At 45.4% G+C, this 18,004-nt stretch carries 13 protein-coding genes; 1 reads left to right on the forward strand and 12 read right to left on the reverse strand.

The genetic code is table 11. The features are described 5' to 3' along the window. The 11 genes from V6C93_RS19970 to V6C93_RS20020 all read right to left on the reverse strand — a co-directional run. Positions 1-1,867: CASTOR/POLLUX-related putative ion channel (locus V6C93_RS19970; protein ID WP_333478424.1), on the reverse strand; the 1,867-nt coding region annotated here is incomplete at its 3' end. A 266-nt stretch (positions 1,868-2,133) separates the two neighbouring features. Continuing rightward, on the reverse strand, positions 2,134-3,612 hold the full coding sequence (locus tag V6C93_RS19975) for a methyl-accepting chemotaxis protein (RefSeq protein ID WP_414644215.1): 1,479 nt from the start codon (positions 3,610-3,612) through the stop codon (positions 2,134-2,136). Between the two features lie 139 nt (positions 3,613-3,751). Then, positions 3,752-3,991 (reverse strand): hypothetical protein, encoded by a 240-nt coding sequence (locus V6C93_RS19980; protein ID WP_333478426.1) that lies wholly within the window; start codon positions 3,989-3,991, stop codon positions 3,752-3,754. Between the two features lie 31 nt (positions 3,992-4,022). Next, complete coding sequence (locus V6C93_RS19985; RefSeq protein ID WP_333478427.1) at positions 4,023-5,792, reverse strand: methyl-accepting chemotaxis protein; 1,770 nt, start codon at positions 5,790-5,792, stop codon at positions 4,023-4,025. A gap of 516 nt (positions 5,793-6,308) precedes the next feature. Further along, on the reverse strand, positions 6,309-7,637 hold the full coding sequence (locus tag V6C93_RS19990; protein WP_333478428.1) for a CheR family methyltransferase: 1,329 nt from the start codon (positions 7,635-7,637) through the stop codon (positions 6,309-6,311). Continuing rightward, positions 7,618-8,106, reverse strand: coding sequence for a chemotaxis protein CheW (locus tag V6C93_RS19995; RefSeq protein ID WP_349262774.1), 489 nt, complete (start codon positions 8,104-8,106; stop codon positions 7,618-7,620). Before V6C93_RS19995 ends, V6C93_RS19990 begins: the two co-directional genes overlap by 20 nt. Before the next feature lie 527 nt (positions 8,107-8,633). Then, the gene (locus tag V6C93_RS20000) at positions 8,634-9,656 is read right to left on the reverse strand and encodes an endonuclease/exonuclease/phosphatase family protein (protein ID WP_333478430.1); all 1,023 of its coding nucleotides are present in this window, start codon (positions 9,654-9,656) and stop codon (positions 8,634-8,636) included. 260 nt (positions 9,657-9,916) lie between these two features. Then, positions 9,917-13,345: a beta strand repeat-containing protein gene (locus tag V6C93_RS20005; protein WP_333478431.1), complete on the reverse strand. Its 3,429-nt coding sequence runs from the start codon at positions 13,343-13,345 to the stop codon at positions 9,917-9,919. A 368-nt stretch (positions 13,346-13,713) separates the two neighbouring features. Then, entirely contained in the window at positions 13,714-14,355 is a 642-nt protein-coding gene (locus V6C93_RS20010) for a pentapeptide repeat-containing protein (RefSeq protein WP_333478432.1), read from the reverse strand. 448 nt (positions 14,356-14,803) lie between these two features. Next, a complete protein-coding gene (locus V6C93_RS20015) occupies positions 14,804-15,805 on the reverse strand; it encodes a glycerophosphodiester phosphodiesterase (protein ID WP_333478433.1) in 1,002 nt (333 codons plus the stop codon). A gap of 118 nt (positions 15,806-15,923) precedes the next feature. After that, on the reverse strand, positions 15,924-16,265 hold the full coding sequence (locus V6C93_RS20020; RefSeq protein ID WP_333478434.1) for a hypothetical protein: 342 nt from the start codon (positions 16,263-16,265) through the stop codon (positions 15,924-15,926). 221 nt (positions 16,266-16,486) lie between these two features. On the opposite strand from V6C93_RS20020, the gene V6C93_RS20025 reads away from it, so the two are divergent. Continuing rightward, positions 16,487-16,630 (forward strand): hypothetical protein, encoded by a 144-nt coding sequence (locus V6C93_RS20025; RefSeq protein WP_333478435.1) that lies wholly within the window; start codon positions 16,487-16,489, stop codon positions 16,628-16,630. 70 nt (positions 16,631-16,700) lie between these two features. Here the strand turns inward: V6C93_RS20025 and V6C93_RS20030 are convergent. Next, a partial coding sequence (locus V6C93_RS20030) for a pentapeptide repeat-containing protein (RefSeq protein ID WP_333478436.1) occupies positions 16,701-18,004 on the reverse strand: 1,304 nt, incomplete at its 5' end.

Below are 18,004 nucleotides of genomic sequence, written 5' to 3' on the forward strand. Positions count from 1 at the left end.
GAATATAGTCACTGATCGGTTTGAGGTAAATTTCTGAGCCTTCGGGATCGAAAAGGTCATTAAATACACCATTGATTTCTTTCTGTTCGGCAATTTGAGTCAGCATCAAACTAATGATTTGCTCGCCGATGACAAAATCATCGGGTTGAGCGACTTGAGCAAGGCTTTGGTTACGACTATCGAGCATTTCTGTGACGATGCGGAATTTATAATGGTTACGCTTAGCAATTTCTCGCAGATATAACAACGTCACCAGGGTTTGAGCATCGGCACGATCTGGGTCAAGTGCAGTATTAGAAAGTACAATTACCTGTTGATATTGCTGTAAATTTAACTGTTCTAAGACTTCACGAGATGTGGAATCGCCTTGCTGATACTTCAGGGTGAGGTTGTGGAGACCTAAAGATTGGCTCTCGAACGTTGATTCGGCTTCTGGAAAATCTGCCACAATCGTCAGACGAGAGCCAGTTACCACATATTTATCCATTTCTTGCATGATGCAAGAAAGGCGATCGCTCCAACCGAGAATTAAGGTATTTTCTGGTTGTACAACCCTTGGTTGACTGGAATCCTTAATGGCTTTGCGATCCACAGGAACTTGAGAGAGTCCAGAAATCTCCATGCGATCGTCATCTTCAGCAATAATTACGAGTTGATCGCCTGCTGCTATCGATGTGTTGTTCGGTGGGTTGAGCGTAACTGTCCCGTTTAAGTGCTTGATCCCAATCACGGTGGAGTCATTATAGGCTAATAGAGCCTGTCCGTAAGTTTTACCCTCTAGAGATGGTTCTGCGTGAAAGTAAATTTCATCGTTATCAAAATCTAGCAGTTCCATATAAACAGCAGATAAACCCGACTGTCGAGCCGTTTGTACCAAGATTCGGGAAATCACATTCCTCACCAGTATCGTCTCGATTTGATTACCGCCAATAGTCTGAAGTACATCAAGAATTTTGGGATTGGTGACTTCAGTTACTAGGTGGTAAGGTTGGCGCAGCGCACGAGGAATATTAGTGATTGCCAAGAGAGTTTTAACGACTTGGCTATCAGAATGATCGTCAGCCGGGTTAAGAATTATAATCGAGCGGGCAGCTTGAATATTAACTATTCCCAAATCAGCCATGCTACTGGGATTACCTGTGCGACATACGATCTTGATTTTGCGAAGTTTACGAAAGGCTTCCCGCAAGGAATCGTCCATGTCTACTTTGTCCTCTTTGCTGAGAATGACAATGCAGGTATAAGGTTGATTAGCATTGGCTATAGCTAGTTCGGAGATGATTGTAAACACTTGAGGAGACCAACCCAAAATCACAATATGATCGGTTTCAATCACTCGCGAACGTCCCTTACGCAGGCTTTCTAGCTTGTTATTAATGCTGTTGATAATCACACCTGTGAGCGTGCCCATCAGCACCAGCCCGCCATAGGTTGTAACTAACATGGTTATGCGAAAAGGCCAGCCTTGGGCACCATTCATTGTACCTGGATTGATGGAGTGTAGCAGAGCGCTCCACACTCTATCTATAAAAGTGGGAAGATTGCCACCTTCAGGCTGAATATGAAAAATCGTGAGGACAGTCGCCATCAAGCAAAGAAACGCCACAGCAATCAAATTCAGGACTACAACTATAGGCACAAGTCCTTTAGACATCAACTTGTCAAAGTTGTAGCGCCATCTGTTGTGGAGAGTAACTCTAGTCAGCCGACGATTTCTGTTAATACCCTTTCTTTGACGGCGTGCTTGTCGCTTACCAATTGCGGTGAGTCCCAGATCTAATACACGAGTAAACATATTGCGTCCAGTGCCAAGACTTTTACTGGATCGCATAGCTACTGTTGAGCCACTCTTGCTAGTTCTCGCCATGATATTACCTGCTGGTAGAAGCTGATAAAAAAGATTAAGTTATGAACCTAAAATTCTGATAAGCGAAATTTTATCATCATTCAACAAATCTTGAGCTAGGTTTGAAGCCGTTTTTGGCTCAATTTTTCTTTAAGTTTCGCTAAGACAGTCCCGATGAAAAAATTTCACAGCCATGTATGAAAGTTGCATTCCCCATTCCCCATTCCCCATTCCCTACTCCCTACTCCCCACTTACAAGTCAGAATTAGTAACCTGAGGGGATTGCCTTAATAGGTAGTATTGGCTACTACTTTAAAATAAGAGATTTCAGAGTGCAAAATTTTTACGGCTTCGTTTAAGTGAGCGATCGCTCTGTTCACTTCACGCAAAGATACAGCAGTTTGCAAAGACGTTTCACTCAACTGCACCATCGACTGATTGATTTTAACGGCACTTTTTGATTGAGATTCCATACTACTATTCACGGTTTTGAAGTAAGGATTTAGAGTTTGCACTTGCTCGATAATTGACTCTAATTTGATACTGATATTCTGCACATCCTCAACACTATATTTTACTTGTTTAGTGAACCGATCCATTTCCATCACCCCAGTAGAAACGGCTGTTTGCATTTCTGTGATCATAGTCTCAATGTCTAGGGTTGCAACAGATGTTTGGTCGGCTAGGCGGCGAATTTCTCTTGCTACGACCGCAAACCCGGTGCCATACTCTCCGGCTTTTTCTGCTTCAATCGCGGCGTTAAGAGATAGTAAATTGGTCTGATCGGCTACCTTGGTGATGGCAGTGATAATGCTATTAATATTGTTGGCTTTTTCATTAATATCTGCCAGTTTGGTTGAGATGCTACTGGTTGCATCAGCTAATGTCTCCATAGCTTTTGCCATATGCAGCAAGTCTTTTTGACTCTCACCAGCAGCTTGAGCGGTAGTTTGCGACTTATACTCAACCTCATCAAGCATCTTCACCAGTTGTGAGGAGGTAACAACAATCTCATCGGCTATTGCAGCAACCTGATTGGTTGAGTTCACCTGTTCGTTCATCGTTGCTTCCAGTTGTTTGCCTGATGCGGCAATTTGGTTCGATGAGGTAGTAACTTGAATTCCAGACTCTTGTACTTGACAGATTAAAGTATTCAAGTTTTGAGTCATGGTGCGGAAAGCTGCTAGAAGTTGAGCAATCTCACTTTCATCGTTCGTGACTTCGATAGTTTCAGTGAGATCGCCTTCAGATATCCGTTGAGCCACACTGATAACTCCCGGCAACTGTTGTCTCAGTGGTTGGGTGATAAGCAGGCCAGTAATGATGGTAGCGACAACTGATAAAATAGTACTCACTACAATTACCCCCAACAGAGTTCGCTGAGCGTCATTCAACGTTTTAGTATTTTGGCTCAGCTTGCTGTCTGCTTGAGCAATAAAGTCTTCTCTTGCCCGGTCAGACTGTCGCAAGCGCAATAACTTGAGTTTCTCAATCGCCTCAGCTAATTTTTTGTCATCAACTAACCGAAAAACCTCTTGAGCATCCTTATGGTAGTTATCTCCTTCTAAATCCAGGATTTCAAAGGCTTGTTTTTGTTTGGGGTCAGCAACGAGCTTTTGCAGTTCGTCAGCAGCTTTACGATATCCTTGGTATCCAGCATTATAAGACTCTATATAACTTCGCTCTCCTGGAAAAACCACGTATCCTCGGACATTACGTACCATTCTGGACACCGCATACGTCAATTCTTCCTCGGCGCGAAGCATCTTGTATTCATTCTGAAGCTCATCTTGTAACTTCGAGATTTTTAGAGTTGTTAAATAGACCGTTAATCCAACCCCACTCAGGAATAAAATCGGTATACAATATCCAAGAAAAATACGATTGGTAAGTTTATTTAGCATCTTAATAATTGTCAAATTGAAAACGAGAGACTTCGTCACGTAAGCTTTGTGCAGCTTCATTTAATTGCGCGATCGCTCCGTTAACTTCAGTCAAAGATGTAGTGGTTTGCGATGAAGATTCACTCAATTGCACCATTGCCTCACTAATTTGCATTGTTCCTTGAGATTGACCTTCCATACTGTTAGGCTGATACAGTTGTTTTTGATGTAAAGGCTTCCTCCTCAAAACGATAAAACCCAATCCAGTTCTCTAGGTCTGGATTGGGTTGACTTTAATAGTTACTATTGCCAACTTTAAAACGAGAGATTTCCTGGCGCAAGCCTTGTGCAGCTTCGTTTAATTGAGAAATTGCACCATTGACTTCACGCAAAGACGCAGCACTTTGCGAAGAGGCTTCACTCAGTTGTGCCATCGCCTCACTGATTTGTACCGCCCCTTGGGATTGAGCTTCCACACTGTTACTCACCTGTTGAAAACTCGGCGTTAGCACTTGCACCTTCTCAATAATTGACTCTAATTTCAGTCCAATATTGCGGACATCTTCCACCCCCCGTTCCACGTCTTTAGTGAATTTATCCATTTCCATCACCCCTGTAGACACGGCCGCTTGCATCTCTTTGACCATATTCTCAATGTCGAGGGTGGCAACGGCGGTTTGGTCAGCTAAACGGCGGATTTCTCTGGCCACCACCGCAAACCCCGTGCCGTATTCTCCTGCTTTTTCGGCTTCAATTGCGGCGTTGAGAGACAGTAAATTGGTCTGATCCGCAACTTTAGTAATTGTGGTGACGATGCTGTTAATATTGTTGGCTTTTTCGCTAATTACTCCTAGTTTGTTGGAAATCGTACCCGTTGCCTCAGCTAATGTCTCCATCGTTTTTTCCATGTGGGTTAAGTCTTGTTGACTTTCACCAGCGGCTTGGGCGGTGGCTTGTGAGGTGTACTCCACTTCTTCCATCGTCTTCACCAGTTCAGAGGAAGTGGCGGCAATTTCTTTAGCGGTGGCGGCGACTTGATTGGTGGAGGCGGCTTGTTCACTCAAGGTGGCTTCGAGTTGCTTACCACTAGCAGCAATTTGGGTGGCGCTGGTGGTGATTTGAATCCCAGTTTTTTGCACCTGACGGATTAACGAATTCAGGTTATAAGTCATGTGGCGGAAGGCATCTTGTAATTGCCCAACCTCATCTTGTGTCTGGGACGCAGGCACTTCCGTTGTCAAATCGCCTGCTGAAACTTTTTTGGCTACTCCTACCACTCCAGCAATTTTGGCTCCTAAGGGTTTGGCGATGGTATTGCTGAAGTACATCCCAAATAATATTGCTGTTAATGGGCCAATGATTAGACCCACCAGTATCCAGAATGTGCTTTGACTCACATCTTGTTTTGCTAACTTTGTAACGGTTTGGGACAAGTTTCTGTTGTATTGCAGAAGCTCTAGCAGTGCATTCGTAGATGTCTCGAAGGCAGGAGCGAGTTTGGTGAAGGCGTAATCATTCAGCTTGGTGAGGGCATCGGCAGAGGCAGCTGCAGCGGCAAACTCAGGCGTATTCGCTTTCCCCTGCCTGAGCAACTCAACTTGAACTTGTTTGGGGTTAACAACACCAGCTCTTAGAACTTGATCGTGCAATTGGAGGTATTCTTGGCTAGTCGCTTTCCATTTATCCCATTCACTCTGAAATTTTTTGTAGATTTTGTCTTCTTCTGAATCGCGAGGTAATTTCTCGTAAGAGCTAAATCCGTCGTTTATATCCTTTAAGCCGTTCTCAATATTAGTTAACTCTTTTTGCCTCTGGTCGGCTGTTAATGCTGTAATAGCAAGCGATCGCTGTCCTGCGAGAACCCTAGCTTGTGCTTCGTTAACGTTCCACAAGTTATCTATGCTGGGTAAAGTATTCGAGGTGATGGTATTGATATGGCTACTCAGTCGTGCCGTTGCACTCCAGCCTACTAAAGCCACAATTAAGACAAGTAAACCGACAAACAGAAATGCGGTGATAATCCGCATCTGTAAGGACATATTTTTAGGCATTAGTTGTTCCATAAGTCGTTGTTCTTTGTGGGTCAGCGGTTTTCTAAATTCAACTTAAGTTGAAAACTTACTGTTCCAAGTGCCAGAGCAACCTAGTGAAGTCTCCTCCCTAGAACTTACGTACCCAGAACAAGATGACGTCATTCTAGGCACTCACCAAGAGTTTCAAACCCTTAAAATTACGTTACAGTGCATAAACTCTACTCCCTGATGTGGTCTACCAAGATTCAATTAAGTAGTTGAGGAGACAACAATCTAACCTAACCCCAAATCCAGAAATAAAAAAAACAATAGGTCTGCTGCCAGAGTCAGACCAGAGTATTATAAGGACAAAACTGTAGTGAATAGAAATAAAAACTCTGATAATTATAAAAATGTTACTAAAAAAGCAAGCTCCTGGAAAAAGTTAAGAAATATTGACATCCTCTCGCCGCTAAATGTTACGCATTATAGCGGGAGCCGTCTGCCGACATTAAGGTAAAAATCAGATGACTAATATTTATTCATTCCTAACTCTCTTTGAGAAAGCTAAAACTTTTGAAGTCGTTGAATTCGTTGCCGTAGAACTGATGCTTTAGCCACATCTCCACGCTGTTCTTTCAGTAGAGTTAGGTGTACCAGTGCATCATAATGATTGGGTTCCAGGTAAATTGCTTTTTGGAAGCATTGCTCTGCTTTTTGTTCCAGCTCCATCGCCTGATAGACTTGTCCCAGCAAAACATAAGCCTCAACACTAGCAGTATTCTGCTTTAAATAGGTTTCACCTAAGTTAGCAGCTTCACTCAACTGTCCTTGATCGGCTAATTGTCGGACACTTGCCAGGTTGAGGGGTGGAGGTTGGGTTGAGTTTTGAGTTGAGGAAGATTCGGTCTTTTCCAGGGAGCCTTTTATAGAAATTTGAGTTTTCTGTAGAAGAGGTTTAGTTTTGAAGGGTTGAGAATTTCTCAACGATTGATTTGAAACCTTTGGAAATACTCCTGATTTTACCTTAAGTTTTGAGTCCTTTATCAACTGATTGTTTGGGGATTTTGTCTTTTTTAAAGCTTGCGAATTCTCTGCTTGTTTATCTTTTTTCCGGTAAGCAAAAGCAAAAGAATGCCGAACAGCATCAAACTGAGAGGCAGAAAGCTGTCCAGTTTCAGCGTGTCCTACAAATAGCAAACCTTGGGGTTTCAATAATTGATATAAATTCCGCAGACTCTTTTCTCTGGATGATCGATCAAAATAAATTAATACGTTGCGACAGAAAATCACATCATAAGGCTGGTTACTAATCAAAAAATTTGGTTCGAGTAGATTGCCGTGCATAAAGTTAACGGCATTTTTTACCAAATCGCACAGCTGATATTCATCACCGGTTTTAGTAAAATAGCGTTCCCGAAATTCTAAATCGTTTCCCCGAAAAGAATGTCGGCTATATACAGCTCGTTGAGCTTTAAGTAACGATTTTTTGCTGATATCAACAGCATCAATGCAAAACTGATTGGGGGTTAATCCTGCATCGAGGAGAGTCATTGCAATTGAGTAAGGTTCTTCTCCAGAAGAACAGGGTAGACTCAACAGGCGCAGGATGCGGTAACTTTGAGTTGACAACCATTCTGATGTGACATAATGTGCCAGAAAAGTAAATGGTTCCCCATCCCTAAAAAACCAAGTCTCCGGGACAATCACCAGTTCAATCAGTTCTGCACGTTCCTGGGTTGATGTTTGCAATCGCTGTAGATAGCTTGGCAAATCGGGAAGATTACAGGCTAATTGCCGCTTTTCCACCGCTCTAGCAATCTCTTGAGACCCAATAATGTTTGCAGACAAACCGATTTGGTCTTTCAACAGTGCCTCAATTGTCTCCTGTATCATCGATGCTAGCGTTTCCCGCTGCTAATAGGTACTTGTGTTGCGAATCTAATAGCAAATACTCTAACCGAATCCGCTGGATCATTCCCTTCTCATCCATTATCATTTCTCCTAAATAAGGAGCTTCATCTACATCTAATGGAGTTCCCGTATCCATCAGGGCGGAGTCTGGTTTATTTAAAGTCTCTGTTACTCTTTCTGCCATCAATCCGAGGCAGTGCTTGGTGTTATCTTTGCCTATGTAATTGACCATGATGATCCGCGTACTTAAGTAGGACTGACTCGGCTTACCTTGTATTAAATGACACAGATCGATAACAGGTACAATTGTACCTCGATAGTTGAATAAACCAGAAACATAGTCAGGAACGTGGTGTACCTTTCTAACAACAACCCTTGGGATGACTTCGACAACGTGAGAACTGTCAAGAGCATAAATGTTATCCCCCACATAGAAAAGTAGCATTAACATGGGCTATCCCTGATAATTAAAAAGTTCTAAGCACTTAAATAGACAGGCGTAATCAAAAGCATCTATGTTTAGTTTTGTAAATTCTTTCTGGCTCACCTAAATTAAAAATTTATCTATATTCACATATATCTTTATAGTATTATTGATTTCTAAGATATAAAAATTTAGCTTGTATACTTTATCATACTGTACCCTAAAAAAAGACTTACCAGAAACACTCTTGCAACAGAAGCCTCAAACCATCGCTCATAAGAATTTTTGGCGGACTCATTAGACCTCTTGCATAAATCTGAGAAGGGCGAAGCCTTTGCTGACAAAAACCCTGATTTCACCGATAAATCCAGGTGCAAAGGCTTCGCCCCTACCGCTCAAAATCGACTTTTGCAAGAGACGTTCATGAGCATCTGCTCACACTCCAGCATGAAAGGAGACTTTCAAAACAGGTCTACTCTGACGTTTATCATTAACTGAGCAGTATTGAAAATCAATGCGGGTTACTCACCAAAGCAACTTGATCAACTCGCGCTTCAAGTTAGAGCAACCGCCTTGGCGGTTGCTCTACCATCAGGCAACTCAAATTGAGCGAGCACGGGTGCGTGATCGGATTCTGGATACAGCACATCGGTGGCAAAGGCGAGGGATTCATCGTGCAGCAACTCATTATGAATTTCTGCCCCCCTGTAGTATGCCAGTAGCCTCCGCGAAATTAGTACATGGTCTAACATTCTCCCCTTACCCTGGTGTAACAAGGAGAATCGAGCAGGCTCAGGAATACTACGTTCACAAGCCACCATGACCCGCTTCGAGAGTTTGCCATTGCCTGTATTCTCCACATCTCCCCGAATTGCTTCCACAGGTACTTCATCGATTTCCGCATTGAAGTCCCCACAAACCGCAACCAGCGCATTTTCATCCGCATCAAACAACTGGTCGATGAAAATCCGTGTTTCTAGCGCCTGTCCCACTCGCTTAATCGACGACAGGAAGAAGCCCTCCGCCCACCCAGAGGGGGTCTTCCAGGTATAATTATTGAGCTTTTGCCCCGGAATTGGACTGGGCAGTTTAGATTTGAGGTGGACGTTAATCACATTGAGAATCTGACTATCCGGGAGTTTGATGGTGGCGTGTAAGAACGGTCGTTCCCAGGTGACTTCCTTGGCTTCTTTATCCGCTGGGGTCGCTGTTACCATGCGGTACAAAGGAGGTGGGGCAAATTTGTGTTTGTACTGTTGGTGTCCGAGAATCTCAAAGCGACTCAGAATGACGAGGTTGCGCTCATCGTAGACTTGCTTGTTATCCTCGGTCATCGTACTGACAGAGGCGAAGTTAGCGTAGGGTGTTCCCTCAATGAGTTTTTGTAACGCCAAAATCCGGCGAGGTTGTCCCACCGCTTCCTGTCCGTTGACCTCCTGTAAGCACAGGATATCGGCATTGAGCCGTTGGAGTTGAGGTCGCATGACGGCGATGCGCTCATCCAGGGTTGGCTTGTCTCCCGGTTTGTCGTCCAGGTTTTCTAAGTTGAATGTAGCAATGCGTAGCTTTATGGGCATCAGGCTGCCTCCTGAAGTTGCTGCTAGGCTACTTCAAGAGGAGAAGGTGGGGTTCCGGAGATGATGTTTCATATCGAATCCGTTTGCATTGGAATTCTATTTTTTTAACGCAGAGAGCGCAAAGGGGGACGCAGAGGTTTTTGAAGAATTCCGATGCAAGTGGAAATGATATCAATGCTTGGAGATGCACCTAAATCTCCCTTAAAAAGGGGAATTTTGAAGATTATTCCTCCTGTTAAGCTGACTTTTAATATCGTCTCTTAAGGACAAGCTGTTACAGCCGTAAAGCTCCCGATCGCTGGCGCAAAATCAACCGTACCTGTGTTGTTCGTACTCACACTATCGCGATCGCTAACCTGGAAGGTTCCATTATTGCGCTGTAACACGAAATTCGTGTTGCTGTTATTACCATTGAGCCTGACACAGAAGGTTCGAGTGGCGTTCATCACGGCATAGAAACCAGGAATTGTGTTGTTTTGCAGGATATTGAACTGAACATCAGCGTTAACCTGACTGTCGCTATTCGCTTGCATAAAAATGCCCTGACCTGCACTATTACTCACAGTATTTTTATTAATGTTGATGTTCTGTTGGGCGATGCCATTCGCTTGGGTGAAAATGCCCTGACCTCCCTGACCTTGGCTATCAACGGTTGTGCCGTTAATTGTGCTGTTGGTAATGGCAACTTGCTGAGCGCTATTATTACTGGCTTGCACGAAAATACCCTGTCCAGCACTGTTATTCACAGTGGTGTTGTTGATAACGAATGATTGTCGGGTGGTTGGTTCTGTGAGTTGGCTAGAAGCTGAAACGAAAATCCCCTGACCCGCGCTGTTGCTGACTTGAGTACCATCAATATTGAAGTTCTGCTGTGCACCACCATTCGCTTGGGTGAAAATCCCCTGCCCTCCGTTACCTTTGCTGTCAACTGTTGTGCCGTTAATCGTGCTGTTAGCGATCGCAAATTGCTGAGTGCTATTCCCATTACCCTGAAAAAATACGCCCTGACCCTTGCTATTGGTAACAGTGTTGCCGTTGAGGTTGACGGTTTGTTGGCTGGTTGGCTCTGAAGCTGTGCTAGAGGTTGAAAAGAACATACCCTGACCGGCACTATCACTCACTTGCGTGCTGTTCACCGTCAACTGCTGCTGTGCACCGCCATTGGTTTGAGCAAATAGCCCTTGTCCCCCTTCGCCTTTGCTGTCAACGGCTGTGCCTTTAATGGTGCCATTAGCGATCGCAACGGTTTGTTGACTATTGTTATTCGCCTGTAAAAACACGCCCTGACCTGCACTATTGCTCACACTCGTACCGTTGAGGGTAATGTTTTGTCGGCTTTGGGGTTCTGAGGCTTGGCTAGAGGTGGAGAAGAAGACACCTTGACCCGCACTGTTGCTGACTTGGCTGTTGTCAACGGTTACTTGCTGCTGCGCACCGCTATTGGCTTGGGCAAACAAACCCTGTCCTCCCTCGCCTTTGCTATCGCGACTGGTGCCGTTAATTGTGCTGTTGGCGATCGCAAATTGCTGTTGGCTATTATTATTCGCCTGAAGGAAGACACCCTGACCCGTGCTATTGCTTACACTCGTGCCATTGAGGGTGATGTTTTGTCGGCTCTGGGGTTCTGAGGCTTGGCTAAACCCCGAAACGAAAATGCCTTGCCCCGCGCTGTTGCTGACTTTGGTGCTCTCAAGTTGTACTGTTTGTTGTGCTCCGCCCGACACTTGAGCGAACAGTCCTTGTCCTCCCTCACCTTTGCTGTCACGGGTTGTGCCGTTAATGGTGCCGTTAGCGATCGCAAGAGTTTGTTGGCTATTGTTATTCCCTTGAAGGAAAATACCCTGACCACTACTATTCGTCACACTCGTCCCGTTGAGGGTAACATTCTGCCGACTCTGGGGTTCTGAAGCTTGGCTAAATGCGGAAACGAAGATTCCCTGATTGGCACTGTCACTGACTTGAGTATTATCAAGTTTCACCGTTTGTTGTGCGCCGCTATTAGCCTGGGCAAACAGTCCCTGTCCTCCCTCACCTTGGCTGTCAACACTTGTGCGGCTAATCGTGCTATTTGCGATCGCAACAGTTTGTTGGCTATTCTTATTCGTCTGAAGGAAAATGCCCTGACCAACGCTATTGCTTACGGTGTTGCTGTTGGCAGTGAATTTCTGTTGAGCGTTTTCAGAGGCTTGGACGAAAATTCCCTGGCGACCACTATCACTAATTGTGTTGCTATTGACATTTAAATCCTGTTGTGTATTGCCAGAAGCTGAAACAAAAATACCCCCAAGACGGCTTCCTGTGATGGTATTGTTGGCAATTAAACTCGTTCCAGCTACATTAGTCAGGTTAATTCCCTGTTCGCTGGGATTAGTGATGCGGTTGTCTCGAATCGTGACATTTTGGATACTGGTTCCTTGGATGGCACTACCGGTTGCATTTGCGATCGCAAATCCTGACAGCGTTGTATTATTTCCCAACGTGACAGTTCCATTCACCACAGGAAACACCCCACTCCCCGACAATGGCAACCTTAAAACACTAAATCCTACCGTATCAATGCTTTGCGCTACGGCGGTGGATAGCACAGACACACCATCCGGAATCGTGAACGCCGCAATTCCAGGATTTGTCCCAGCTTGCACATACACAATATCACCCGACTGAGCCAGGTTTAGCCCATCCTGTACCGTCCCCGACGGATTCTCAAACGTACCATTACCCGCCCCTGTTCCCAAGGTGACGTGTCGAAATATAAAAGGGGTACCCGTCTTGGGATTGGTGGCAACAATCGTATCATTCTGTGCTTGCTCATCCACCGTAATCGCGGCCTTGCGTTCGACCGATTCTCCCAGGCGAGCAAGTACACTGGATTTCTCTACACCACGAGGTCGAGTTCCTGGAACGTTGACTCCTAAACTCACAACCACCTTCGTATCAAAAGTTGGGTCATGTTGAACCGATAAGCCCAATCTCAAGGTATCGGTAGGACGTGCTTCCAACCGCCCTCTGACGCCAAAACCACTATCACTCCCCTGAGCGCTGTAATAATATACACCCGCGTAACCCCGTAAATCTCCATCTCCGAGGCGTATCAACCGTCCACCTGATTCAACATCAACTCCAGCCATTGCCGCCTCGAACTGCGTCGTCCGGTTCAAGAGCAAATAGTTTTGCTGGAAGAAAGGATTGGATAAAGATTCAGAGACTTTTTCACGAGTATTACCTACAGGAAGGTAACCATTGATTCGCAAATCCCACGCATCGCCGAGTCGCTCAAAACCTGCACCGATTTGGTGAAACAGATGATTGCTCGTGTCACGAACATCATAAGAGACGTAACCACCTAGAATTCCGTTTTGAGACGAGTTATAAAATCGTTTTCCCAGTATCAGGTTAGCGCCAATGTTTGAGTCAGTAAAAAACAGTAATTTTCCTTCTAAGAAGATGATATCGCTGCCTGGATTCTGTTGTAAGGGAGCAAAGCCTTCAAGACTAAAGTAGGGTTCTTGGTAGCCAGCACCATTTGTCGTAAAGCCTGCACCGATGCGAGGCAGAACTTTGAGGTCAGCCGCTTTACCACCGGATAATGGAGTGATAGTTTCAGTATCAGCCGTTTGTGCAACCCCAGGAGAGGTTAACACTTTAGAAAGCAGTAACCCGATACAAATAGCCTGTGCTGGCTTTTTCATAGATGATGACGTAGTCAAGAGTACTCTGATTCCTACTACATCTGTTACTGACAAAATCAGGCTATATAGTCATTTAAATTATTAAAAATATGATAAGGTAACCATATTTTTTACTGGCTGTAATTAACAATTTATTAGGGTATAAATTAGTTAATAAAATTGTCTGAAGCAGCAGACGGAAGGAAAGCCTCTACAAGATAGGGGTGACAAAATTGGGATGCTCCCATGCCCACCTGACCTACCAGATTTTAGTGTTCAGCAGGTGGGCACGAATAAACCCAAATAGATTGCAGCCAAAGTCACTCCTAGAGAGTCTTTGGAAAATTCAGGTGTTAGGTATAATTCCACCTACCTGCTTCAAGAAGCTCTTACTTCGGGGTCGATGAACAATCTCGATTAGACACTTTTCCATTCGGGCCGATGGTTTTACAGAGAGTAATGTCTTTCCACTTGGCGTTCTTAAATTTGGCACCTCTTAAATCGGCACCTGAAAAGTTGACGCCTTTTAAGTTGGCATCAGCCAGGTCAGCATCGGTTAGGTTGGCACCCGAAAAATTGGCACCCGAAAGATTGGCTCTCCTGAGTTGAGCTACATTCAGATTGGCACCAGTCAGGTCGGCATTAGTCAAGTCGGCAGAATCCAAGGACGCATACTTCAGCTCTGCATTTTTCAAGCTTGCACCATCCATACTTGCAGCTCTTAGGGCGGCACCCCAGAGTGTTGCACCTGTCAGGTTAGCGCCCGTTAGGCTGGAATCTGTCAAGTTAGCACGGGTTAAGTCGGCATTAGCCAGATTGATATTGGTTAAGTTGGCACGCGTCAAGTCGCTATGCTTTAGCGTTGCCCCAGAGAAATCTTTACCGCTAAAGTCAGCCCCTCTGAGGTCACATCTCAAGCATCCCCTAGTGGTGCGTAGAAGATTAACTTGAAATGTGTTTTCAGCGTGAGTGGGTGTTGCCACGAAGAGGGGAGCCAACAGCAAACCAGTAATCAAAAGTCTGAGTTTCATGTTTTTAGATAGGGTTACTTACTTAATCAGTCAGACTGGCACGAAATCGTCAGTGTTTCAATTGGTGGTCAGTCTCAAATTTTTTACCTAACTTTTCACGGCATGTGGAAAACCTCTCTTCTACTCTCTTTGTGAGGCTTGGAATTCGCCCCCAACCCTAGTAGAGAAGCTGAAGATAAGAGTGAGGAGCTGGGGGGTTAGGTTTCAGAGTGGGTTTTTCCGCATGGCCTAAAAAGTCTGAATTGCTTACCCGCAGGACATGCTCAACCACCGACTTGAGCAATAAACTTTAGGATGGCTTCGCACTCGTACTCGGGTGCGGTCAAAACCAAGGGGTGATGCCCAGAAAATTTCTCCGCGTCCCCGCGTCCTCGTGTCTCCGTGCCAGTCTCAACCAGCTACTTATGACCACACCCCTCGTACTCCCCCTCCCAACCTCATGGGTAGGTCACCCAGTGGAGTCTGAAACTAGCCGATTACGGACAGTAACAGCCGTATCGGGAAAGTCGCTAAATACGCCGTCAATGCCCAATTTGAAAAACTGCTCATATTCTGCCTCACAGTTTTGGTTGTAGTCGGGAGCGAGATACTGATTTTCATTGCGAAATGTCCAAGTATGCACCCGTAACCCAACGGCATGAGCATCGTTAATTAAAGAGGTCGGAGGTTGCAGCCGTTTTTCCTGATTAATGGGTACAATCAACCCTTTATACGGGCCAATTGCATCAGCATATTCTGCAATCTGCGCTAATTCTCCCGGAGTGGTTAAATCAGCATAGGTACGAGAGTCACCCTTTACCATCAAATCATAAGGCTGCTGCTCCGAGGGAGCCAATAACTGCACCAAAGGTAAATGGGTCATCTCATTCAGCTGTTTGAGGTTTTCTACTTCAAAGGATTGAATGAAGATGGGGTCATGTTGGCTTGTGTAGCCGTTCGCTTCGAGGAGCGCCACTAAAGGCTCTTCCAGCGCTAGATTGATTAACTGAAAGTAGGTAGGATGCTTAGTTTCTGGATAGATGCCGATCGCACGTCCTGTCTCGGCACTTTTTTTCTGGACTAAATCTATTATCTCTTGCAGCGTGGGAATTTCCAAGTGACCGTCAAAGGCGTGATTTCGGAAAGGCAAGCGCTCTTTGGCTCGAAGGGTCTTAATTTCTTCTAGGGTGAAGTCTTCTGTAAACCAACCCGTGACTGCATTGCCATCAATGATTTTAGTCGTTCGGCGGTTAGCAAACTCTCTCGCGTCGCTTACATTAGTCGTCTCAGAAATATCATTCTCATGACGAGCAATCAGAACACCGTCTTTCGTGGACACGATATCGGGTTCAATATAGTCAGCACCCATCTGAATCGCCAACTCATAGGACGCGAGGGTATGTTCTGGGCGGTAGCCACAGGCTCCCCGATGCCCAATCACAATTGGGAGTTTGCCGAGAAGAATTGGCATTTGGACTGATTTTCTGATTGGTGTCGGGAGTGTCACTTGAGCAACTGAGAATTTTCCAGCAATGACCCCTAACCAACTATTAATGAGCAAGCACTAATAAGAGTTACAATTGACTCACTCAGGATGCTTCACCGTGGAAAGGTTTTTGCGCGATCGCTCCCCCATTGTAAGCAATTGACCACTCGCCATTTACACTGAAACAGATATCTAGCCCTAAGTTATGAGCTTTAACGGCATAATAGCGATACCCAATCATTAAGGCATTCCGTAAGGCTTCACTGAAACATTCAATCCGGAGGGTACGATATTGCAACAAAAGTCCTAAGCTATTTCTAACTTTGTAAGTGTCGATGATGGTCTCGCATGGCTTCAGCGCTTCTCTGTGAAGCCCATCTAGGGAATCAAGCCACAATGCAATTACTCGATGGTCTAGTTGGGCCGTGAGGGTCTGATTATCCATAGTTCAAAGAAGTCTAGGATTGAAGAGCGTCAATTTTTGTCATCTATCTAATGGATGATATTACAAAAACTACCCATTTGTCTCTAGTTCAAGCGATCGCACAAGATATGCCTGTTGCTGATCATTTCTCCTAAAAGCCTTGAAGCCGCGCTGGGACAGTCACTCGGAACTAGTTCGGTCTTAACCCTAGTTACGCTCTAGGCTGGCTAATTCATAGAGACTTGATAATTAATTTACAGAAACTTTATAAAAGGGTTATTCCACTTCCCTGTTGCGTACCCTTGTCGCCTTCAGACCATTCAAAAGTGCGATCGCACCTACCCGATTTTGCTGCAATTACAGAAGCGATCGCACGCCAACAATGATGGCATCGTTTGTAGGGACACGATAATATCGTGTCCTTCTCGTGTTGGTATTTGTCCCCAGACCATCATCCTAACTCTCAGCCTCCCGCAGAGTCTCCAGTTCCTCTGGGGTGAAGGGATTGTTTCCTGCCTTGAGAGCTTCTACCCAGCGCTGCCGTCGCTGCTTCGCATCGTCTGAGAAATCAAAACTGTTGAGAGCTGCCTGAAAGTCCGCTAATGCCCCAGCTAGATCGCCTGTCAGTGCCCTGGCAAGTCCCCGGCTGTCTTGATACCCTGTATTGTCAGGCTCTAGAGCTACTGCATTTTCACAAGCGTACAGAACATCGGCAGCGCGTTCGTGCAAACTGCCATCCCAACAGAGGCTATTCCAAAACCGGGCAGAAACCTTCAAATTAGGGTCAAGGCTTAAAGCTTTGTTGTAAGCCTGAATTGCTTCGTCAACCTTGCCTTCTTTCAGTAACTCGAAACCCTGACTCTCCGCAGTCGCAGCCAAAAATGCAGGTTGTTGCGCCAACTCTGGAGATACGTCAACGGTTTCATGCAGTCCTCTAGCATTTGTCCACTTGGTTTCACTGTCCCATTGAATCGCTTTGAGGAAAGCTCCTCTGAGGTGGGCGTCGCTGAGGTCAGCTCCTCTGAGATCGACCCCTCTGAGCATGGCTCCGTCTAGGTTAGCTCCGTTTAGGTTAGCTCCACTGAGGTTGGCTTCCCTGAAAAGGACTCCGCGAAGACTGGTGCCGCTGAGGTCAGTTCCGCGAAGGAAGACTCGCAGAATTTTGTTAAAAGCATACGCGTCCAGGCAGTGACTATAGCCGATAATGCGGAGCAAGCGTTGTCGGTCAAACTCCTTTGTACCAGGCAAACCGCAAGGGTGGAAGCTGATTTTGTCTTTCAGCTCATCCTTTGTTTTTGCATAGCGATGCAACTCCAACAGCAAAATCATTACATTTAGTCCTGCATACACATCCACCTGTCGCAGTCCCAGGTGAGTTTCTCGCTCCGGCAACTGCTCCTTCAATAGCCGCATCTTGTACTGAGGCAGGTTTTCTGGCGGTGCATCAATAAACTCGCCATCGCACCAACGGAGGTAGAAATGCTCTAATCGCTCGAACAGGCGTACCAAGTCGAGTTCTGAAGTGTCAACCCACAACCCCCTGAGATAGCACACGATTTCAGGCGTTAAATTCCCATAACCTAGCAGATCGTAAATCTGCTTATCCATTGCCTCTGCTGAAACATCGTCTTCCTCACGCTGACGCCGTTTGACCTTCCTTGTCCAATCGAGGAAGCTTTCCAACAGCCGTTCTGCAAACAAAAACTCGCCAAAACTCTTGTGCGTAAACTCTACTGAGCCGCCTTTATCCCCTGAAGTGG

It is taken from the genome of Allocoleopsis sp. (assembly GCF_036703385.1).
GTDB lineage: Bacteria > Cyanobacteriota > Cyanobacteriia > Cyanobacteriales > Coleofasciculaceae > Allocoleopsis.

Coding starts and splice junctions, on each gene's coding strand:
- V6C93_RS19975 (WP_414644215.1), bottom strand. CDS start 3,612: ATGCTTCGCGCCGAGGAAGAATTGACGTATGCGGTGTCCAGAATGGTA.
- V6C93_RS19985 (WP_333478427.1), bottom strand. CDS start 5,792: ATGGAACAACTAATGCCTAAAAATATGTCCTTACAGATGCGGATTATC.
- V6C93_RS19990 (WP_333478428.1), bottom strand. CDS start 7,637: ATGATACAGGAGACAATTGAGGCACTGTTGAAAGACCAAATCGGTTTG.
- V6C93_RS19995 (WP_349262774.1), bottom strand. CDS start 8,106: ATGTTAATGCTACTTTTCTATGTGGGGGATAACATTTATGCTCTTGAC.
- V6C93_RS20000 (WP_333478430.1), bottom strand. CDS start 9,656: ATGCCCATAAAGCTACGCATTGCTACATTCAACTTAGAAAACCTGGAC.
- V6C93_RS20005 (WP_333478431.1), bottom strand. CDS start 13,345: ATGAAAAAGCCAGCACAGGCTATTTGTATCGGGTTACTGCTTTCTAAA.
- V6C93_RS20010 (WP_333478432.1), bottom strand. CDS start 14,355: ATGAAACTCAGACTTTTGATTACTGGTTTGCTGTTGGCTCCCCTCTTC.
- V6C93_RS20015 (WP_333478433.1), bottom strand. CDS start 15,805: ATGCCAATTCTTCTCGGCAAACTCCCAATTGTGATTGGGCATCGGGGA.
- V6C93_RS20020 (WP_333478434.1), bottom strand. CDS start 16,265: ATGGATAATCAGACCCTCACGGCCCAACTAGACCATCGAGTAATTGCA.